We start from the raw sequence: 18,638 nt of genomic DNA, 5'->3' as shown, positions 1-18,638 counted from the left end.
CGACCGGCCCGGGGCCCCGAGGGGGTTCCGCGCTCTGTGCTCCGCGCTCAGCGCTCGATGGCGCTGGCCAGGATCTCGGGGAGCCGGTCGAGCAGCCGGGCCGCGGCCAGTCGCACGCCCAGGGCGGCGACCACCGCGCCGTACAGCAGGCCCAGCGGCAGCACCGGCCAGGTCGGGCCGTCGGCCAGGCCGGCCCAGACGAGGCAGCCGCCGACCGGCAGGCTGAGCACCAGCACGCCGATCATCGAGCCGAAGGTGTTGAGCATGGTGAGTCCGCTCTGGCCGGGGGCGGCCGAGCGCATCGGGTTGCCGTCGGCCGGCATGCTGTACGGCGCGATCACGCTGAACACCGCGCCGAGCCCGATACCGCAGCCCAGCGCGGACAGCGCCAGGCCGAGCGCGGGCGCGAGTTCGGCCCACTGGCCCGTGACGGTGCCCAGCACCAGGCCGAGCAGCACGGTGATCGGCAGGGCGTAGAGCAGGACGGCGTACGCGCGTCCGCGCAGTTCGGCGCGGGCGTCGGCGGGCGTGGCGAGCGTCGCGCAGACCATCCAGAACGCGGAGCCGTCCATCCCGAACAGGTTGATCATCTGAAGCCCGAGGAACATCCCGGCCATCACCACCAGGTACACGGTGGCCCAGCCCTGGACCACCGACAGCACGGTGAGCACCAGCGTCATCCCGATGCTGGTGAACACGGCGGCCTTGGCGCGCGGCTCCCGCCAGGCGTACCGCAGGTGGCGCTGCATCACCGCGCCGGCCCGTCCGGCGGGCAGGAAGCCCCAGGTCCGAGAGGTGGCGACGCCGGGTGAGACGTCCAGGGTGGAGGCGTCGGCCGTGACCATCAGCTGCTGGAGGCTGGCGAGCCACCAGCGCAGCAGCAGCGCCAGCAGGGCGGCCGTGGCGGCGAGCTGGAGCGCGGCGAGGCCGTACCGGCCGTCCCCGGCGGTGCGGGCGGCGTCCAGCGCGCTGATCGGCGGTATCCAGCGCGCCACGGAGGCGAACGGGGCGAGCGGGGCGAGGTCCAGTTCGGAGCCGGGTTTGCCGAGGACGCTCTGGGTGGTGATATTGCCGACCTGGATCAGCAGGGCGAACAGCAGCCCGCCGAAGATGGCGAAGTCCTTGCCGCGCCGGCTGGAGAGCAGCCGGGCGTTGCCGGCGGCGACCGAGCGGGAGAGTGCCACCAGGCAGAGCACGGTGAGCGGCACCCCGGCCACCGCGACCACCGCCGAGGCGGCGCCGTGTGCGCCGGCCATGGCCGCGCCGCTCAGCAGCACCAGGGAGATCACCGGGCCGGGCCCGATCAGGGCGGCCAGCAGTGAGCCGCGCAGCATCGGCCAGGGGCGCAGCGGCAGCATGGTGAGCCGGGTCGGGTCGGCGCTCTCGTCGCTGGCGAAGAGGAAGAGCGGCAGGGCGGCCCAGCCGATGGTGAGCGCGGTGGCGAGCACCACGGCCGCGTCGCCCGCGTCGCCGAGGGCGTGGCCGTCCAGCATGGCGAAGGCCAGCGCGAGGGCGCCGGCGAACAGCAGCCCGAGCACCGTGCCGGTGACGTACAGGGCGGTGCGGCCGGGGCTGCGGCGCAGTCCGTTGCGCAGCAGCCTGAGCTTGAGCGAGACCAGGGCGCCGACGACCACCCGGTTCTCGGGTACGGCCTGGCTCACCTGCCACCCCCGAGCCAGCCCAGGGCCTGGCCGTCGTCCTCGCGGACGCCGATCAGCTCCAGGAAGGCGGCGTGCAGCGAGTTCCCGCCGCGGACGGTGTCCAGCGGGCCGTGGGCGATCACCTGACCGGCGTTCACCACCGCGACCCAGTCACAGAGCTGCTCGACGAGTTCCATCACATGGCTGGAGAAGACCACCGTGGAGCCGGCGGCCGCGTAGCGCTTGAGCACGCCCCGGATGGTCTGCGCGGAGACGGGGTCGACGCCCTCGAAGGGCTCGTCGAGGAAGAGCACATCGGGGTTGTGCAGCAGTGCGGCGGCGAGGCCGATCTTCTTGCGCATGCCGGTGGAGTAGTCGGCGACCAGCTTGTCCGCGTCGGTCAGCAGGTCCAGCACGGTCAGCAGGTCCTCGGCCCGGCGGTCGACCTCGGCACCGGGCAGGCCGCGCAGCCGGCCGTTGTACTGCAGCAGTTCGCGTCCGCTGAGCCGCTCGAACATCCGCAGCCCCTCGGGGAGGATGCCGATCCTCGCCTTGACGGCCACCGGGTCGCTCCAGACGTCGGCGCCGTGGACCAGCACCGTGCCCTCGTCGGGGCGCAGCAGTCCGGTGGCCATGGAGAGCGTGGTGGTCTTGCCGGCGCCGTTGGGGCCGACCAGGCCGATGAAGGCGCCGGCCGGCAGCTCCAGGTTCAGCCCGGCGACGGCGGCCTGCCGGCCGAAGCGCTTCCACAGGTTGCGGATGCTGACGGCCGCGGCGGCCGGCGAGGGGTCGGTGGCCGCGGCGGGGTCGGTGGACGGGGGCGGCGGGGTGGGCGCCTGCATGGGGGCCTTCTCTGCTGGTGGCGGTACTGATGGCGGTGGTGGCGACGGTGCCTGTCGGGCCGGGTCGGGCGACAGCCTGTTCCAGCCTCCCACCGCCCGCGCGGGCTGTCCCAACCTTTTCGATCTTGGGCGTGTCCGGGGCAAACGGGTGAGCGCGCAGGGATCAGTGCGCGCTGGTCGCCGGAATCGGCAACTACTCACCGTCCCCCTTCGTCCTGCACTATGAGAGCAGCGAGCACGCGCGGCGTGCCGGGGTGTCGGGAGGTGGCCGGATGGCCGTACAGCCGTGGGGTCAGCCTGGCTCGGGCTACGGGAAGCCGCAATTGCGGGTGCCGGCGCACCCGTACGCCCAGCCCTGGCAGCCAGCCCAGACGCCGCAGGCCGCGATGCGGGCGGCGCACACGGACCGGGACCGCACGGTGGACGTCCTGAAGGCCGCCTACGCGGAGGGGCGGCTGTCGGCCGAGGAGTACTCGCAGCGCTTCGACGCGGCGAACCAGGCGCAGACGTACGGTCAGCTGGCTCAGATCGTCGCCGACCTGCCGTCCGGTCCGATGGTCGCGCCGATGGGCGCCGCGGTGCCGGTGGTGCCGCCGACCTTCCTGCCGCCGCCGGCGTTCCGGCCCCCCGCGCAGCCGACCAACGGGATGGCGGTCGCCTCCCTGGTGTTCGGCCTGCTGGCGGTGCCGAGCTTCGGGGTACTGGGCATCCCGGCGGTGGTCTGCGGGCATGTCGCCAAGTCGCAGATCCGCGAGCGCGGTGACGAGGGCGACGGGCTCGCCACCGTGGGGGTCGCGTTCGGCCTGCTGTCGGTCGTGGGCTGGGCACTGCTGGGGTTCCTGGTCATCATGGCCGGCGCCTGACGGCCGGGCTCACGCGACGGGCACGCGGCGGGTTCACGGGCCCGCTCCGGCTGTCGGGCCGGCTGGCCGACCGGTAGCATGTGTGGTAGAGACGTCCGCCCTCCGGGTGACACCGGGCGGTCGCCTGAGGGACACCCGGGCGATACCAAGGCATACGCCACGACCTGCGGCGTTGCATTTGTTTTGACCGCGCCCGATGCGCTAGGTACGCTCTGACCTTGTGCCTGGGGTGTCCCCGGGTCCTTGTGCGTGCATGCACACCGGCCGCCGCGCCACGCCGAAGCGCTCTCCAGCGCCTCGCGCGCGTGAGCGCCGTCGCTGCACATCAGCTCATGGGATTCCGCGATTCCTCCGCCTCGCGAGTCGGCTGCGAAGCCGGTACGACAAGGCTGGAAGAAGCCCAACACACCCGACCGCGTGGGTCGACCACGGGGCCGTGTGCGTTGGGAACACCGCAGGTTAGATCTACCAAGCGATGGCACACAGAAAACGGAGAAACGGTGCCTACGATCCAGCAGCTGGTCCGAAAGGGCCGGCAGGACAAGGTCGAGAAGAACAAGACTCCCGCGCTCAAGGGCTCGCCCCAGCGTCGTGGGGTTTGCACGCGTGTGTACACGACCACCCCGAAGAAGCCGAACTCGGCTCTCCGTAAGGTCGCCCGTGTGCGCCTCACCAGCGGGATCGAGGTCACCGCTTACATTCCGGGCGAGGGCCACAACCTGCAGGAGCACTCCATCGTGCTCGTGCGTGGCGGTCGTGTGAAGGACCTGCCGGGTGTGCGTTACAAGATCATCCGCGGCTCGCTCGACACCCAGGGTGTCAAGAACCGCAAGCAGGCCCGCAGCCGCTACGGCGCCAAGAAGGAGAAGTAAGAATGCCTCGTAAGGGCCCCGCCCCGAAGCGCCCGGTCATCATCGACCCGGTTTACGGCTCCCCTGTGGTGACGTCGCTCGTCAACAAGATCCTGCTGCACGGCAAGCGCTCCACCGCCGAGCGGATCGTCTACGGCGCCCTCGAGGGCGTCCGTGAGAAGACCGGTGCCGACCCCGTCGTGACGCTCAAGCGCGCGCTGGAGAACGTCAAGCCGGCTCTTGAGGTCAAGTCCCGCCGTGTCGGTGGCGCCACCTACCAGGTTCCGGTCGAGGTCCGTCCGGGCCGCGCCGCCACCCTGGCGCTGCGCTGGATGGTCGGCTACTCCCGCGCCCGTCGCGAGAAGACCATGACCGAGCGCCTGATGAACGAGATCCTCGACGCCAGCAACGGCCTGGGCGCTTCCGTGAAGCGTCGCGAGGACACCCACAAGATGGCCGAGTCCAACAAGGCCTTCGCGCACTACCGCTGGTAGTCCGAACCCCGTCACTAGACAGAGAGAGAACGAGCCACCATGGCTGCAACCTCCCTTGACCTCGCCAAGGTCCGCAACATCGGGATCATGGCGCACATCGACGCGGGCAAGACCACCACCACCGAGCGGATCCTGTTCTACACCGGTGTCTCGTACAAGATCGGTGAGGTCCACGATGGCGCTGCCACCATGGACTGGATGGAGCAGGAGCAGGAGCGCGGCATCACGATCACGTCGGCCGCGACGACCTGTCACTGGACGGTCGACGGCGTCGACAACACGATCAACATCATCGACACCCCGGGTCACGTCGACTTCACCGTCGAGGTGGAGCGTTCGCTGCGCGTCCTCGACGGTGCCGTCACGGTGTTCGACGGTGTCGCCGGTGTCGAGCCCCAGTCCGAGACCGTGTGGCGGCAGGCTGACCGCTACGGCGTCCCGCGCATCTGCTTCATCAACAAGCTGGACCGCACGGGCGCGAACTTCTTCTTCTGCGTCGACACCATCGTGGAGCGCCTCGGCGCCACCCCGCTGGTGATGCAGCTCCCGATCGGCGCCGAGGGCGACTTCGCCGGCGTTGTCGACCTGGTGCGCATGAAGGCGCTGGTCTGGTCCGCCGAGGCCGCCAAGGGCGAGATGTACGACATCGTCGACATCCCGGCCGAGCTTCAGGAGCAGGCCGCCGAGTACCGCGAGCAGCTGCTCGACACCGTGTCGAACGTCAGCGACGAGGTGATGGAACTCGCCATGGAGGGCGAGGACGTCCCCGAGGAGATGCTGGTCGCCGCGATCCGCAAGGGCACGCTGAACTCGGACTTCACGCCGATCTTCTGCGGTACCGCGTTCAAGAACAAGGGCGTTCAGCCCCTGCTCGACGCGGTCGTCAAGTACCTGCCGTCGCCGCTGGACATCGAGTCCATCGAGGGCACCAAGCCCGGCGACGACACGGTCAAGATCTCCCGCAAGGCCTCGGACGACGAGCCGCTCGCCGCGCTGGCGTTCAAGATCATGTCCGACCCGCACCTGGGCAAGCTCACCTTCGTCCGGATCTACTCCGGGCGCCTTGAGGCCGGCACCGCCGTCCTCAACGCGGTGAAGGGCCGCAAGGAGCGCATCGGCAAGATCTACCGCATGCACGCCAACAAGCGTGAGGAGATCGACTCGGTGGGCGCCGGCGACATCGTCGCCGTCATGGGTCTCAAGCAGACCACCACCGGCGAGACCCTGAGCGACGAGAAGAACCCGGTCATCCTGGAGTCCATGGACTTCCCGGCCCCGGTCATCCGCGTCGCGATCGAGCCGAAGTCGAAGGGTGACCAGGAGCGTCTGGGCACCGCGATTCAGCGGCTGGCCGAGGAGGACCCGTCCTTCCAGGTCAACACCGACGAAGAGACCGGCCAGACCATCATCGCGGGTATGGGCGAGCTGCACCTCGAGGTGCTGGTCGACCGTATGAAGCGTGAGTTCAAGGTCGAGGCCAACGTCGGCAAGCCGCAGGTCGCGTACCGCGAGACGATCCGCAAGGCCGTCGAGCGCATCGACTACACGCACAAGAAGCAGACCGGTGGCTCCGGCCAGTTCGCGAAGATCCAGATCGCGATCGAGCCGATCGAGTCCGGCGAGGGCTACGAGTTCGTGAACAAGGTCACCGGTGGCCGCGTTCCGAAGGAGTACATCCCCTCGGTCGACGCCGGTTGCCAGGAGGCCATGGAGTTCGGCGTGCTCGCCGGCTACGCCCTCCAGGGTGTCCGCGTGACGCTGCTCGACGGTGCCTCGCACGACGTCGACTCCTCCGAGCTGGCGTTCAAGATCGCCGGTTCGATGGCCTTCAAGGAAGGCGCCAAGAAGGCCTCCCCGGCCCTCCTGGAGCCGATGATGGCCGTCGAGGTCACCACGCCCGAGGACTACATGGGCGATGTGATCGGCGACATCAACTCTCGCCGTGGCCAGATCCGGTCCATGGACGAGCGTCACGGTGCCCGCGTCGTCACGGCGCTGGTGCCGCTCTCCGAGATGTTCGGCTACGTCGGTGACCTGCGCAGCAAGACCTCTGGTCGCGCGAGCTACTCGATGCAGTTCGACTCGTACGCCGAGGTTCCGCGGAACGTGGCGGACGACATCATCGCCAAGGCCAAGGGCGAGTAAGGACCGGCGCCAGCCGAGTCCTCACCCGAGATCGCCGCTCATCCCGACATTCGGGATGTTCGCGACCCCTTAGGCTATTAGGAGGCAAACCTGGGGGAATCCACCCGGATTCCCCCAGGCCCTCCGGCCCCCACCCGCGGGACGGCATGGAGCACACCCCAGTGCTCCGTACCCAACCCGATCAAAGACCAACTGACGTCAGCACGGCGTACAGAACTGTCCTCAGGAGGACTGCAGTGGCGAAGGCGAAGTTCGAGCGGACGAAGCCCCACGTCAACATCGGCACCATCGGTCACATTGACCACGGTAAGACGACCCTTACCGCGGCCATCACCAAGGTGCTGCACGACGCGTACCCCGACATCAACCCCTTCACGCCGTTCGACCAGATCGACAAGGCGCCGGAGGAGCGGCAGCGCGGTATCACCATCTCGATCGCGCACGTCGAGTACCAGACCGAGGCGCGTCACTACGCCCACGTCGACTGCCCGGGTCACGCGGACTACATCAAGAACATGATCACCGGTGCGGCCCAGATGGACGGTGCGATCCTCGTCGTCGCCGCCACCGACGGCCCGATGCCGCAGACCAAGGAGCACGTCCTCCTGGCCCGCCAGGTCGGCGTTCCCTACATCGTCGTCGCCCTGAACAAGTCGGACATGGTGGACGACGAGGAGATCCTGGAGCTCGTCGAGCTCGAGGTTCGTGAGCTCCTCTCCGAGTACGAGTTCCCGGGCGACGACCTGCCGGTCGTGCGCGTCTCGGCGCTCAAGGCGCTCGAGGGCGACAAGGAGTGGGGCGAGAAGCTCCTCGGCCTCATGCACGCGGTCGACGAGGCCATCCCGACCCCGGCCCGCGCCACCGAGCTCCCGTTCCTGATGCCGATCGAGGACGTCTTCACGATCACCGGTCGTGGCACCGTCGTCACCGGTCGTATCGAGCGTGGCATCCTCAAGGTCAACGAGACTGTCGACATCATCGGCATCAAGGAGACCAAGACCACCACCACGGTCACCGGCATCGAGATGTTCCGCAAGCTGCTCGACGAGGGCCAGGCCGGTGAGAACGTCGGTCTGCTCCTCCGTGGCATCAAGCGCGAGGACGTCGAGCGCGGCCAGGTCATCATCAAGCCGGGTTCGGTCACCCCGCACACCGAGTTCGAGGCCCAGTCCTACATCCTGTCGAAGGACGAGGGTGGCCGTCACACCCCCTTCTTCAACAACTACCGCCCGCAGTTCTACTTCCGTACCACGGACGTGACCGGCGTCGTGACCCTCCCCGAGGGCACCGAGATGGTCATGCCGGGCGACAACACCGCCATGACGGTCGTGCTGATCCAGCCGATCGCCATGGAGGAGGGCCTGAAGTTCGCCATCCGTGAGGGTGGCCGCACCGTCGGCGCCGGCCAGGTCACCAAGATCCTCAAGTAATCGAGGCTCTTGACCTGCCTGCCCACAGGCATCGGAGGGGCACCGGAGTACCGCAGGGTACTCCGGTGCCCCTCCGGCGTTCCGGGGGACGAACCTGCCCGGAGGATTCCCGGACCACGCGAGCCCCCGTTGTGCGGCGCAGCTGACAGGGCCGGGGCGAAGGGCGTCGGGCCACCCGTTAGAATTCCCCCACTATGCGCGCGGGCCCGGCGGGCGGGAGCGGACCAGCCCCCCTCCGTCGCCTGCTTCGGACGCGCACGTGTTGGCTCAAGTCCCCGGTGCGAGAACCGTGCCTGGCGGGAGCCCCTGGAGACGAGGGTCAAGGTCGGTTGATGAACCCGGTGACCATGCGATGAAGAATCCGATCGCCAAGATCCTCGGAGCGCTGCCTCCCGGGGTGCGGCTGGTGATCAGCGGCACGGTGGTGCTCGGCGCCTCCGCGTACGTGTACATGGCTCTGGTCGGCTACAGCCTCGGTACCGAGGGTGCGGCCCGGGTGACGATGCTCTGGACGGTCGTGATGTCCGTCGGGTGGGGCCTGTTCCAGCCCGTCGAACTTGAGCTGACCCGGATCGTGGCGGCCCGCAGGGTGGCGGGACACGGCTCGTTGCCGGCGGTCCGCAGGATGCTGCTGCTGGCGTTGGGCGTGCTCGGCGCCGCGATGCTCGTACTGGCCGTGGCGGCCAGGCCGTTGGCGGACCACCTGTTCAAGGGTGACCTCACCCTGGTGGTGGGCCTGGGCGGGGCGCTGGCCGGACTGGCCATCAGTTCGGTCTCCCGCGGCGCGCTCGCGGGCCTGGGCAACTTCGGGGCGTACGGCCTCCAGCTCGCGGTCGACGGCGGCCTGCGGATCGCACTCGCCGCGCTGGTCGCCGTCCTCGGGATCCACTCCGCGCTGGCCTTCGGTCTGATCCTGGTGGTCGCGCCGCTGATCGCCGCGCTGGTCGGGCTGCGTTCGATCCTGGCCGACCGGGTGCCCGGCCCGGCGGTGGCCTGGCGGGAGCTGACGCAGGGACTCGGCCTGCTGATCGCCTCGGTGATGCTGTCCCAGCTGGTGGTGAACGCCACCGCGGTCAGCGTGCGGCTGTTCTCCCCGCGCTCCTCACTGGCCTCGGACGCGCTGGTCTTCGCACTCGCCCAGGCGGTCGTGCTGGCCCGGGTGCCGCTCTTCGCCTACAGCGCCATCCAGGCCTCGCTGGTCTCCTCGCTCTCGGGCGCGGCCGCGGCCGGCGACCACGGCGAGTTCCGCAAGGTCTTCACCCGTACCACCGCCATCGTGACGGCGATGTGCGTCGGCGGCGGGCTGCCGGTCATCGTCCTCGGCAGCTGGCTGAACCCGCTGCTCTTCAACGCCGAGGACCTGCTGAATCCACTGGACTTCACCTGGCTGGTGGTCGGTACCCTCTGCTACGTGCTGGCAACGGTCTTCGGACAGGCCCTCATGTCGCTGGAACAGCATCGTCGGCAGCTGTTCGGCTGGGCGCTGGGTTCCGTAGCATTGGTCTGTGTCACGCTTGCTCCCGGTGACATCGGTACACGCGCCGAGCTCGGCTACCTCGTCGGCTCGGCCGTCAGTGCTGCCGTGATGCTGTGGTCGCTGTACCGGTCCCTGCCGAGCCGCCCCTCCTCCGCGCAGGCCGATGAGACGTCCGCCGACGGGCAGCACCGGCCGGTGGCACTGCGCACTTCCTGATGGCACGGGACGTCAGCGCAGACGTGGTACCCCCGGCCTTGCCCCGCACCGACAGACCGACTGAGGCACGAAAGAACGTGCCCTTCCCAGAGCATGGAGCCCCCGTGTCCCAGTACGACAATGTCTGGCTGGTGATCCCGGCCTACAACGAAGGCCAGGTGATCGCCGAGGTGGTGGAAGGGGCGAGAAAGACCTTCCCGAACATCGTGGTGGTGGACGACGGCTGCTCCGACGACACGGCCCAGCACGTCCTGACCACCGGCGCGCACCTCGTCCGGCACCCGGTGAACCTGGGTCAGGGGGCGGCGCTGCAGACCGGCATCGCGTACGCGCTGGCGCAGCCCGACGCGCAGTACTTCGCCACCTTCGACGCGGACGGGCAGCACCAGACCCACGACGTCGAGAAGATGGTCGCCCTGCTGCGGGCCGACGAGGCCGACGTCGTGCTGGGCTCGCGCTTCATCGAGCAGACCGGCCAGGTGCCGTGGATCAAGCGCGTGGTGCTGCGGACGGCCGCGGCGGTCTCCCCGACCGCGCGCAAGCTCAAGCTGACGGACGCGCACAACGGCCTGCGGGTGCTCAACCGTGAGGCCGCCTCGCGGGTGCGGATCACGATGAACGGCATGGCGCACGCCTCGGAGATCGTCTCCTTCCTGGCCGGCTCCGACCTGCGGGTCGCCGAGGTGCCGGTCGACATCCTCTACACCGAGTACTCACGCGCCAAGGGTCAGTCCCTGATCAACGGCGTCAACATCCTCTTCGACATCTCGCTGCGGGAGCGTGGCCGCCGATGAACCACATCTGGATTCAGCTGATCCTCGTCCTCGGTGCGGTCATTGTGGCCTTCACCTTCATCCGGCGCTGGGACGCCGCCAACACCCGGGCCTGGAAGCGCATCGCGTTCTCCCTGTTCGTGGTGGCGAACATCGTGGCGGTGCTCTGGCCGAGCGGTGTCACCTGGCTCGCGGTCAGGCTCGGCGTGGGCCGTGGCACCGACCTGGTGCTCTACCTGATGGTGATCGCGATGGCCTTCCTGGCCCTCAACACCTACCTGCGCTTCCGCTCGCTGGAGAAGAAGCTGACCGATCTGGCCCGAACTGTCGCCATTAATGAGGGTTCTCGACTGAACGGCGAGCGCTTTGATGCCGATTCCGAGGTGCTTGGCTCCTCGGTTTCGGCGAAGATCTGAGGTATGTCGAATTCGATATCTGGCAAACCTGTTGCCGGCCCGACAGCCCGGACACTCACTGCGGCAGCTCTCGCCGCAGGGCCGGGCGATCGACTGGGGGGGATGGGAGCCGTCTTAGGCGGCTCCCGGGCACGCCGGGGCCGCCGCAGGCCCCGTACCTCCAGTCGCTGGACCCGAGCCGCCGCTGAGATTCTGGTGAGCGTGGCCACCGCCCTCGGGTTCACCGTCCTCAGCCGAAGCGTCGACGTGAACCCGATGGTGCGGGTCGGTCAGGTCAGCGGGCTCGCGCACCTCCAGCTCTACGCCGCCCTGCTGGGGCTGCCACCGTTGGCCTGGCTGCTGTACGCCGCCTACCGCGGCAGCCAGGGCCGCTTCTGGCTGGCCCAGCGCCTCACCTGTGCCGCCGTCGCCGGCCTGGCGACCGGGGTGGTGGCCGGCGGCGTCACCGTGGCACTGCACGGCACTCCCTGGGCCTTGGGGGGCCAGGGCAGTGACCCGGCGAATCTTCAGGCCATGGCGCAGGACATCATCGACGGCCGCGGACTGCCCGTGCTCTATCCGCCGGGCTTCCCGGCCGTCCTCGCGTTCTGGGCCGAGCACGTGCGCGGCGGCCAGCCCGGTTTCGCGCTGAAGGACCTTCAGCTCGTCTTCAGCGCCCTGGTGGGGCCGATGAGCTACCTCGCCTGGCGGTTGGTCCTGCGGCCGGTCTGGGCGCTGATGATCGCGATCCCGGCGGCGCTGGTCTTCCTCGACCCGATCCGCCCCTACAGCCACGTCGTGATGATCGTTCTGCTGCCGCTGCTCGCCGCCTTCCTGGGCGTCCTGCGGACGGCGCCCAACCGGAGGCTCTCCGCCGTCCTGCTGCTGGGAGCGTCGTTCGGCGTGGCCTTCGGGCTGATGATCCTCTGGTACGTCGGCTGGTTCGTCTGGGCCGGTCCGGGCGCCCTGGTGCTGATCGCCTGCACCGTCCCGTGGCGCCGCGGCGGGTTCGCGCTGCGGCGCGCGGGGCTGTTCGCCGGTGTGGCCGGCCTGTGCACGGCCGTGGTCGGCTCGCCGGTGCTCTGGCCGATGCTGAACTCCGGCACCGGCACCGTGGACCGCTATGCCTACCCGGGTGCCTTCTCCGACCCGGCCTACGTGTTCGGCTGGCTCAACGACCGGCCGGGCGCCGCGACCATCGACAACTGGCCGGTTCCGGGGGAGCTGGCGGGACAGACCGGCTTCGTCCTGCTGCTGCTGCTCGGGGTGGCCCTCGGGGTGGGGCTGGGGGTGCGCTACCTGCCCGTGCGGGCCACGCTGGCCGCTCTGGTGAGTGCCTGGCTGCTGCGGTTCTGGTACGCGTCGAGGATGGAGCACGACCAGGCGGTCATGCTCTATCCGCGCACCACCTGGATGATCATGTACTGCCTGATGATCCTTGCCGTCTTCGGGGTGATGCTGACGGTCCGGCGCGGAAGCGGCTGGCTCAACGTGGCGCTCGCCTCGGCCGAGGGCGTCAGGGCGAAGCTGCCGGTCCGTGGCGTACGCCAGGCCGTGGCGGGGGCGATCTGCGCCATCGCGCTGTTCGCGACGATGGGGGCCAGCTGGTCCGCCAACCGCTACATGCCCGAACTCGACCCGACCATGAACTCGCTGGGGATCGACTCGTACCACGCGCACCAGCTGCAACGGGCCGACGGCAGCTGCTCGCCCTACGCGCCCGAGGGCAAGTGCACCCCGGGACGGGTTCTGCACGCGAGCCCGCCGGGTACCGGGCAGGAGGATCCGCAGCTCTGGTGCGCCGCCGTGCCGGGCCCGCAGTGGCCCACCACCTGCGGGCGGCCCGCACCCTGGGCCAAGTAGGACGGGCGGGCGCCGCACAGGGCGGCCCTCCGGGCGGCGTCCGCAACTCCGCGGTCGGAGATCCATGTTGTGCGTGAAATATGATAGTGAGCAAACGCCGGCGGATGGATGCCCCAGGGTGGGGGCGCGGGACGGAATCCCGCGCTGTCCATGGCCGGCGCACAGCGATATTCGGGTGGGGCAAATCATGGCGAATCGGATATTCGACATGGGGGTGCCGCCTGGGCCCGGTCGGGCCGCCGCTCGGGCACCCGACGCGGCTGGCGTGCGGGAAGCCCCGCGTGCCAGACTCTCCGGGCGGTCCAACTGGGAGTGCAAGCCGTGAAGTTGGGCGGAGCGCGACCCGAATCCACCGGGTATTGCCGAAGTGAACCGACAAAGGGAGCGTTGGGTGCAGCCGCTGATTGGCGCCGTTGATGTGCCGGAGGGGGCGTCCGATTCCCCCGCTGGAATCGCGGGAAAGGCAGAGTCGAGCAGGCCGGCCGGCCGCCCCGCGGCGAAGTTCGGATCACTGGAAGCCATGACCACGCGCACGTGGTTCTGGCCCGCCGTCCTGGTCTTCGGATACCTGGCCCAGGTCGTCTTCCGCGTGGTCCACGTGCTGCACCGCGCGTACCCCTCGGTCCACGCGGACGAGACCTCCTACCTGGTCCTCGCGCGCATCCTGGCCGGGCGCCCCGCCACCGAGATGCCCAATGAGACGGTCATCCCCGGCGGCTACTCGCTGCTGATCTCCCCGGCCCTGCGGCTGGCCGACAATCCCGTCACCGCCTACCACCTGGTGCTCGGGATCAACGCGCTGCTGAACGCGCTGGTCTTCCCGCTGGTCTTCGTGGCGCTGCGCCGGCTCGAGATCCCGCGCCCGCTCTCGGGCGCCCTCGCCTTCGCCGTCGCCCTGATGCCGCCGGTGATCTTCTACTCCCAGTTCGCCATGGCGGACGCGGTGTTCCAGGTCCTGGTGCTGTGCTGGCTGATCTGCATGCACGGCTGGCTGTCCGAGGGTCCGCTGCGCCGGCGCTACGCCTTCGGTGTGGGCACCGGCCTCGCCGTCGGTTACGCGATGGCCACCCACGACCGCGGCGGTGTGATGGTCGCCATCACCGCGGTGGCGTTCCTGGCGGTGCTGATCCTCAACTGGGCACCGCGCCGCACCACCCTCGCCGCGTTCGCCGCGCTGGCCGTCGGCGTCGGCTTCGCCAAGCTGCTGTCCTCGTACCTGACCTCCCAGTTCGCGGCGAAGCCGAGCGAGAACGGCAACGCCGTCCTGGACGGCCTGAAGAACCCCGAGATCCTCGGGCGCACGATCACCCGGGTGTTCGGCCAGTTCTGGTACCTGATGACCTCCTCCTGGGGCATCGGTGCGATGGGTGTCGCGCTCTGCGTGTTCGCGCTGTTCAGCTCGCGGATCGACCGGGCCGGGCGGGTCGTCTCGTTCTGCATGCTGGCGATGATGGCCGGCGTCGCGCTCGCCTCCGCCGCCGCGCTGGGTGACGACCCCCGGATCGACAACTGGGTGTACGCCCGCTACCTGTCCCCGCTGGTGCCCGGCTTCTTCCTGATCGGAGCGGCCGCCCTCTACCGCTTCCGCCGCCGTAACCTGCTGTACCTGACGGCCGGCGGCGTCGCGCTGATGGTGCTGTGCGCCGAGATCGTCATCCAGTACGCGGGCAAGGAGCTCTACCGCCAGGCGATCATCCCCTGGGCCATGCCGGACGCGCTGTTCCTGGCCGTGGACTGGGGCGTGCTGCACATCTGGCGGACGATGATCGGCGCGGGCATCGTCCTGGCGGGCTGCGTACTGATGCGGCTGACCGGTGGCCGCAAGGTCATGGCCTCGGTGGCCGCGGTGCTGGTCCTGCTCGCGGGCTTCGCGACGAACTCGGTCAGCACGCGGGTCGCCGAGCCGTACGTGAAGTGGCGCAAGAACCTGGCCACCGGGTTCACGCATGAGGCCGGTATCCGCAAGGGTGACGAGGTACTCATGGACTGGCACGTCGACTGGGGCCTGCGGATGGCGCAGGACTACGAGGTCTACTGGAGCCGGACCACCACCATGGACCTCTACAACGGCAAGCAGCCGCTCCCCGCCGGCGCCGATGTGGCGGTGCTGGAGCTGCCGGGCGGCGACGCGGCGGCCGCGGCGTCCAGCTGGCCCCAGCCCCCCAAGGGCTGGGTGCTGGACCGGGTCAGCACGCAGAACCGCTGGGTCGTCTGGCGTCACCAGGGCTGACCGGCCGAGGGCTGGTCCACCGGGTGTCGCCCGGGCCTGCGGGCCCGGGCGGCACCGAAGCGTGTAGCAACATGATCAGGAGGAACGGCGGCGTCATGAGTGTCGACTTCGTCATCCCGTACTACGGCGACCCCGAGTACCTGTTTGCCACCATCGACAGCATCCGGGCCCAGAACCGGCAGGACTGGCGGCTGACCATCGTCGACGACGGCTACCCGGGCAACCGGGCCGCCGAGTACATCGACGGCCTCGCCGACGACCGCATCCGGTACATGCGCAACGAGGAGCGGCTGGGCCCGAACGGCAACACCTACAAGTGCTCGCAACTGGCCGAGCGCGAGTTCGTCTGCATGATGGGCGCCGACGACCTGCTGGAGCCGGACTACCTGGACGTCGTGCTGGAGCGCCTGGAGGCGGTTCCCGACGCGATCGCCGTCCAGCCCGGGGTGCGGGTGATGGACAGCGACGGCACGCTGGTGCCCTCGGTGGGCATGGGCGACAAGGTCAAGCGCGTCATCAGCGCCTCCGCCCGCAAGGCCGGGATGATCAGCGGCGAGGACGCGGTCAAGAGCCTGCTGGGCGGTAACTGGCTGTACACGCCCTCCCTCACCTACCGCCGGTCCGCGCTGTCGAAGATCCCCTACCGGGCGGACATCGACGCCATCCACGACCTGGCGTTCATGGTGGACATGCTGATGGAGGGCGGCACCCTGCTGGTCGACCCCCGCGAGGTGTTCCGCTACCGCCGCCACCAGGCGAGCGACTCCGCGCAGCGGGCCAAGGACGGCAAGCGCTTCGACGAGGAGTCCCGCTACTACTCGCTGATCTCCGCAGAACTGCGCGCCAAGGGCTGGAACTCCGCCGCCCGCGCCGCGGACCTGCACTTCTCCTCGCGCCTGCACGCCCTGATGCTGGCTGCCGGCCGACTGGGCGCGGGCGACTTCTCGCACGCCGGATCGATGGTCGGACGCGCACTGCGTACCAAGTGACAGTCCGGACGCCGATTGGCGTCCGGACTGCTCCATGTGGCAGTATGTCCAAGTTGCTCGGTTGAGTGCCGATGCTGCGCGCCTCCCGCCGGGAGGACCGGAAGCGAGTCCCATGTACTCGTCGTTCCCGTGATGGCCGTTCATGTGTTCACGTGATCTATGTGAATGCAGTGGTGTGAAGTCGACACCGCGGCAGCTGCGGGGCGGACGTACGGGAATCTTCCGGGAAGCGTGGGCGGGGCCTCGATCCGGCACCTGGTGGGTGCAATGCCTCACCGACTCCGTGGAATCCGCAGAAGGGCAACCTTCTGTCGGAATTTTTACAAGCGCAAGGGCGACACGCCCGACCGCGTGGGTCGGAAGGTAGCCATCCGGAGGCGCCACCGGACCAAGCCACCCGGCTGACTCCGGCAGTAGAAGCAGCAGACGACACAAAGGACTACTGAGTAGCCATGGCGGGACAGAAGATCCGCATCCGGCTCAAGGCCTACGACCACGAGGTGATTGACTCCTCGGCGAAGAAGATCGTCGAGACCGTCATTCGCACTGGTGCGCAGGTCGCGGGCCCGGTGCCGCTGCCCACTGAGAAGAACGTGTACTGCGTCATCCGCTCGCCGCACAAGTACAAGGACTCGCGCGAGCACTTCGAGATGCGCACTCACAAGCGTCTGATCGACATCCTCGACCCGACCCCGAAGACCGTTGACTCGCTGATGCGCCTCGACCTTCCGGCCGGCGTCGACATCGAGATCAAGCTCTGAGAGGCGCGACGAAGATGGCAAAGCAGATTAAGGGCATCCTGGGCGAGAAGCTCGGCATGACCCAGGTCTGGGACGAGAACAACCGGATCGTTCCGGTGACCGTCGTCAAGGCCGGGCCCAATGTCGTGACCCAGGTCCACACCGCTGACAGCGCTGCCGGCTACAACGCCGTGCAGATCGGCTTCGGCGAGATCGACCCCCGCAAGGTGAACAAGCCCCTCGCGGGCCACTTCGCCAAGGCCGGCGTGACCCCGCGTCGCCACCTGGTCGAGCTCCGCACCGCGGATGCTTCCGAGTACACCCTCGGCCAGGAGATCACCGCGGAGCTGTTCGAGGCCGGTGTCAAGGTCGACGTGACCGGCACCTCCAAGGGCAAGGGCTTCGCCGGTGTCATGAAGCGCCACAACTTCCGGGGCCTCGGCGCCGGTCACGGTGTGCAGCGCAAGCACCGCTCGCCCGGCTCGATCGGTGGCTGCGCCACCCCGGGTCGCGTGTTCAAGGGCATGAGGATGGCCGGCCGGATGGGCCACGAGCGCGTGACCACCCAGAACCTGACCATCCATGCCGTTGACGCGGAGAAGGGGCTGCTCCTGATCAAGGGCGCAATCCCGGGCCCGAACGGCGGCCTCGTCCTCGTCCGCACTGCGGCGAAGGGGCTGTGAGGATATGAGCACCATTGACATCCTGTCGCCCTCGGGCGACAAGACCGGAAGCCTCGAGCTGCCGGCCGAGATCTTCGACGCCAAGGTCAGCGTTCCGCTGATGCACCAGGTCGTCGTGGCGCAGCTCGCTGCGGCCCGTCAGGGCACCCACAAGGTCAAGTCCCGTGGCGAGGTTCGCGGTGGCGGTCGCAAGCCGTACCGCCAGAAGGGCACCGGCCGCGCCCGTCAGGGCTCGACCCGCGCTCCGCAGTTCGTCGGCGGTGGCGTCGTGCACGGTCCCGTGCCGCGCGACTACTCGCAGCGGACCCCGAAGAAGATGATCGCCGCCGCTCTGCGCGGTGCGCTCACCGACCGGGCCCGCCACAACCGCATCCACGTCATCACCGACGTGATCGCGGCCGAGGCGCCGTCGACCAAGGCCGCCAAGGGTCTGTTCGGCAAGATCACCGAGCGTAAGAACATCCTCCTCGTCGTCGAGCGTGCCGACGAGCTGGGTCTCAAGAGCGCCCGCAACCTGCCGAACGTGCACATCCTGGACGCGGGTCAGCTGAACACCTACGACGTGCTCGTCTCCGACGATGTGGTCTTCACCCAGGCTGCTTTCGAGCGTTTCGTGGCGGGTCCCGCCGCGTCCGCCAAGGCTGTGGCTGCTGAGGGCGAGCTCGAAGGGAGCGCCGCCTGATGGCTGCAGAGATCACGAGCAAGACGTTCACGGACCCCCGTGACGTCCTGGTGAAGCCGGTCATCTCGGAGAAGAGCTACTCGCTCCTCGACGAGAACAAGTACACGTTCGTCGTGTCGCCGGGTGCCAACAAGACCCAGATCAAGCAGGCCGTCGAGGCGGTCTTCTCGGTCAAGGTCGAGTCCGTCAACACGCTCAACCGTCAGGGCAAGCGCAAGCGCTCCAAGACGGGCTTTGGCAAGCGCAAGGACACCAAGCGCGCCATCGTGACGCTGGCTGAGGGCAACCGCATCGACATCTTCGGTGGTCCGGTCTCCTAACGGAG

The 18,638-nt window shown here is 69.0% G+C and carries 17 protein-coding genes; 15 read left to right on the top strand and 2 right to left on the bottom strand.

Going from position 1 to position 18,638, the window contains the following annotated elements; all coding sequences use genetic code 11:
• Positions 1-47 precede the first annotated feature (47 nt).
• Together ACIBH3_RS13320 and ACIBH3_RS13315 are read right to left on the bottom strand one after the other, a co-directional pair.
• On the bottom strand, positions 48-1,661 hold the full coding sequence (locus ACIBH3_RS13320) for a transporter (RefSeq protein WP_396312041.1): 1,614 nt from the start codon (positions 1,659-1,661) through the stop codon (positions 48-50).
• Positions 1,658-2,482, bottom strand: a complete 825-nt coding sequence (locus tag ACIBH3_RS13315; protein WP_396312040.1) for an ABC transporter ATP-binding protein — start codon at positions 2,480-2,482, stop codon at positions 1,658-1,660. The genes ACIBH3_RS13320 and ACIBH3_RS13315 overlap by 4 nt, the downstream gene beginning before the upstream one ends.
• A gap of 272 nt (positions 2,483-2,754) precedes the next feature.
• On the opposite strand from ACIBH3_RS13315, the gene ACIBH3_RS13310 reads away from it, so the two are divergent.
• From ACIBH3_RS13310 to rplW, 15 genes are all read left to right on the top strand, one after another.
• Positions 2,755-3,345, top strand: a complete 591-nt coding sequence (locus ACIBH3_RS13310) for a DUF1707 and DUF4190 domain-containing protein (RefSeq protein ID WP_396312039.1) — start codon at positions 2,755-2,757, stop codon at positions 3,343-3,345.
• 500 nt (positions 3,346-3,845) lie between these two features.
• Complete coding sequence (rpsL, locus tag ACIBH3_RS13305; protein WP_014144289.1) at positions 3,846-4,217, top strand: 30S ribosomal protein S12; 372 nt, start codon at positions 3,846-3,848, stop codon at positions 4,215-4,217.
• A gap of 2 nt (positions 4,218-4,219) precedes the next feature.
• Complete coding sequence (gene rpsG, locus ACIBH3_RS13300) at positions 4,220-4,690, top strand: 30S ribosomal protein S7 (RefSeq protein ID WP_073924319.1); 471 nt, start codon at positions 4,220-4,222, stop codon at positions 4,688-4,690.
• A 39-nt stretch (positions 4,691-4,729) separates the two neighbouring features.
• Complete coding sequence (gene fusA / locus ACIBH3_RS13295; RefSeq protein WP_396312038.1) at positions 4,730-6,835, top strand: elongation factor G; 2,106 nt, start codon at positions 4,730-4,732, stop codon at positions 6,833-6,835.
• A gap of 236 nt (positions 6,836-7,071) precedes the next feature.
• On the top strand, positions 7,072-8,265 hold the full coding sequence (gene tuf, locus ACIBH3_RS13290) for an elongation factor Tu (RefSeq protein WP_396312037.1): 1,194 nt from the start codon (positions 7,072-7,074) through the stop codon (positions 8,263-8,265).
• A 352-nt stretch (positions 8,266-8,617) separates the two neighbouring features.
• Positions 8,618-9,958 (top strand): hypothetical protein, encoded by a 1,341-nt coding sequence (locus ACIBH3_RS13285; RefSeq protein ID WP_396312036.1) that lies wholly within the window; start codon positions 8,618-8,620, stop codon positions 9,956-9,958.
• Positions 9,959-10,062: 104 nt separating this feature from the next.
• Positions 10,063-10,752, top strand: a complete 690-nt coding sequence (locus ACIBH3_RS13280; protein WP_396312035.1) for a glycosyltransferase family 2 protein — start codon at positions 10,063-10,065, stop codon at positions 10,750-10,752.
• Positions 10,749-11,147, top strand: a complete 399-nt coding sequence (locus ACIBH3_RS13275) for a DUF2304 domain-containing protein (RefSeq protein WP_396312034.1) — start codon at positions 10,749-10,751, stop codon at positions 11,145-11,147. The genes ACIBH3_RS13280 and ACIBH3_RS13275 overlap by 4 nt, the downstream gene beginning before the upstream one ends.
• Before the next feature lie 201 nt (positions 11,148-11,348).
• Positions 11,349-12,989 carry a hypothetical protein gene (locus ACIBH3_RS13270; RefSeq protein ID WP_396312033.1) on the top strand — a complete coding sequence of 547 codons (1,641 nt, stop codon included), beginning with the start codon at positions 11,349-11,351 and terminating at the stop codon, positions 12,987-12,989.
• A gap of 520 nt (positions 12,990-13,509) precedes the next feature.
• Complete coding sequence (locus tag ACIBH3_RS13265) at positions 13,510-15,219, top strand: hypothetical protein (RefSeq protein ID WP_396312032.1); 1,710 nt, start codon at positions 13,510-13,512, stop codon at positions 15,217-15,219.
• A 95-nt stretch (positions 15,220-15,314) separates the two neighbouring features.
• A complete protein-coding gene (locus ACIBH3_RS13260; protein ID WP_396312031.1) occupies positions 15,315-16,208 on the top strand; it encodes a glycosyltransferase family 2 protein in 894 nt (297 codons plus the stop codon).
• A 452-nt stretch (positions 16,209-16,660) separates the two neighbouring features.
• Entirely contained in the window at positions 16,661-16,969 is a 309-nt protein-coding gene (gene rpsJ / locus ACIBH3_RS13255) for a 30S ribosomal protein S10 (RefSeq protein ID WP_012785157.1), read from the top strand.
• Positions 16,970-16,983: 14 nt separating this feature from the next.
• Positions 16,984-17,631: a 50S ribosomal protein L3 gene (rplC, locus tag ACIBH3_RS13250; RefSeq protein ID WP_396312030.1), complete on the top strand. Its 648-nt coding sequence runs from the start codon at positions 16,984-16,986 to the stop codon at positions 17,629-17,631.
• Between the two features lie 4 nt (positions 17,632-17,635).
• Complete coding sequence (rplD, locus tag ACIBH3_RS13245) at positions 17,636-18,313, top strand: 50S ribosomal protein L4 (protein ID WP_396312029.1); 678 nt, start codon at positions 17,636-17,638, stop codon at positions 18,311-18,313.
• Complete coding sequence (rplW, locus tag ACIBH3_RS13240; protein WP_063348967.1) at positions 18,313-18,633, top strand: 50S ribosomal protein L23; 321 nt, start codon at positions 18,313-18,315, stop codon at positions 18,631-18,633. The genes rplD and rplW overlap by 1 nt, the downstream gene beginning before the upstream one ends.
• Positions 18,634-18,638 lie beyond the last annotated feature (5 nt).

It is taken from the genome of Kitasatospora sp. NPDC050543, from assembly GCF_044457565.1.
Taxonomy (GTDB): domain Bacteria; phylum Actinomycetota; class Actinomycetes; order Streptomycetales; family Streptomycetaceae; genus Kitasatospora.
This window is presented reverse-complemented; position numbering and strand designations above follow the sequence as displayed.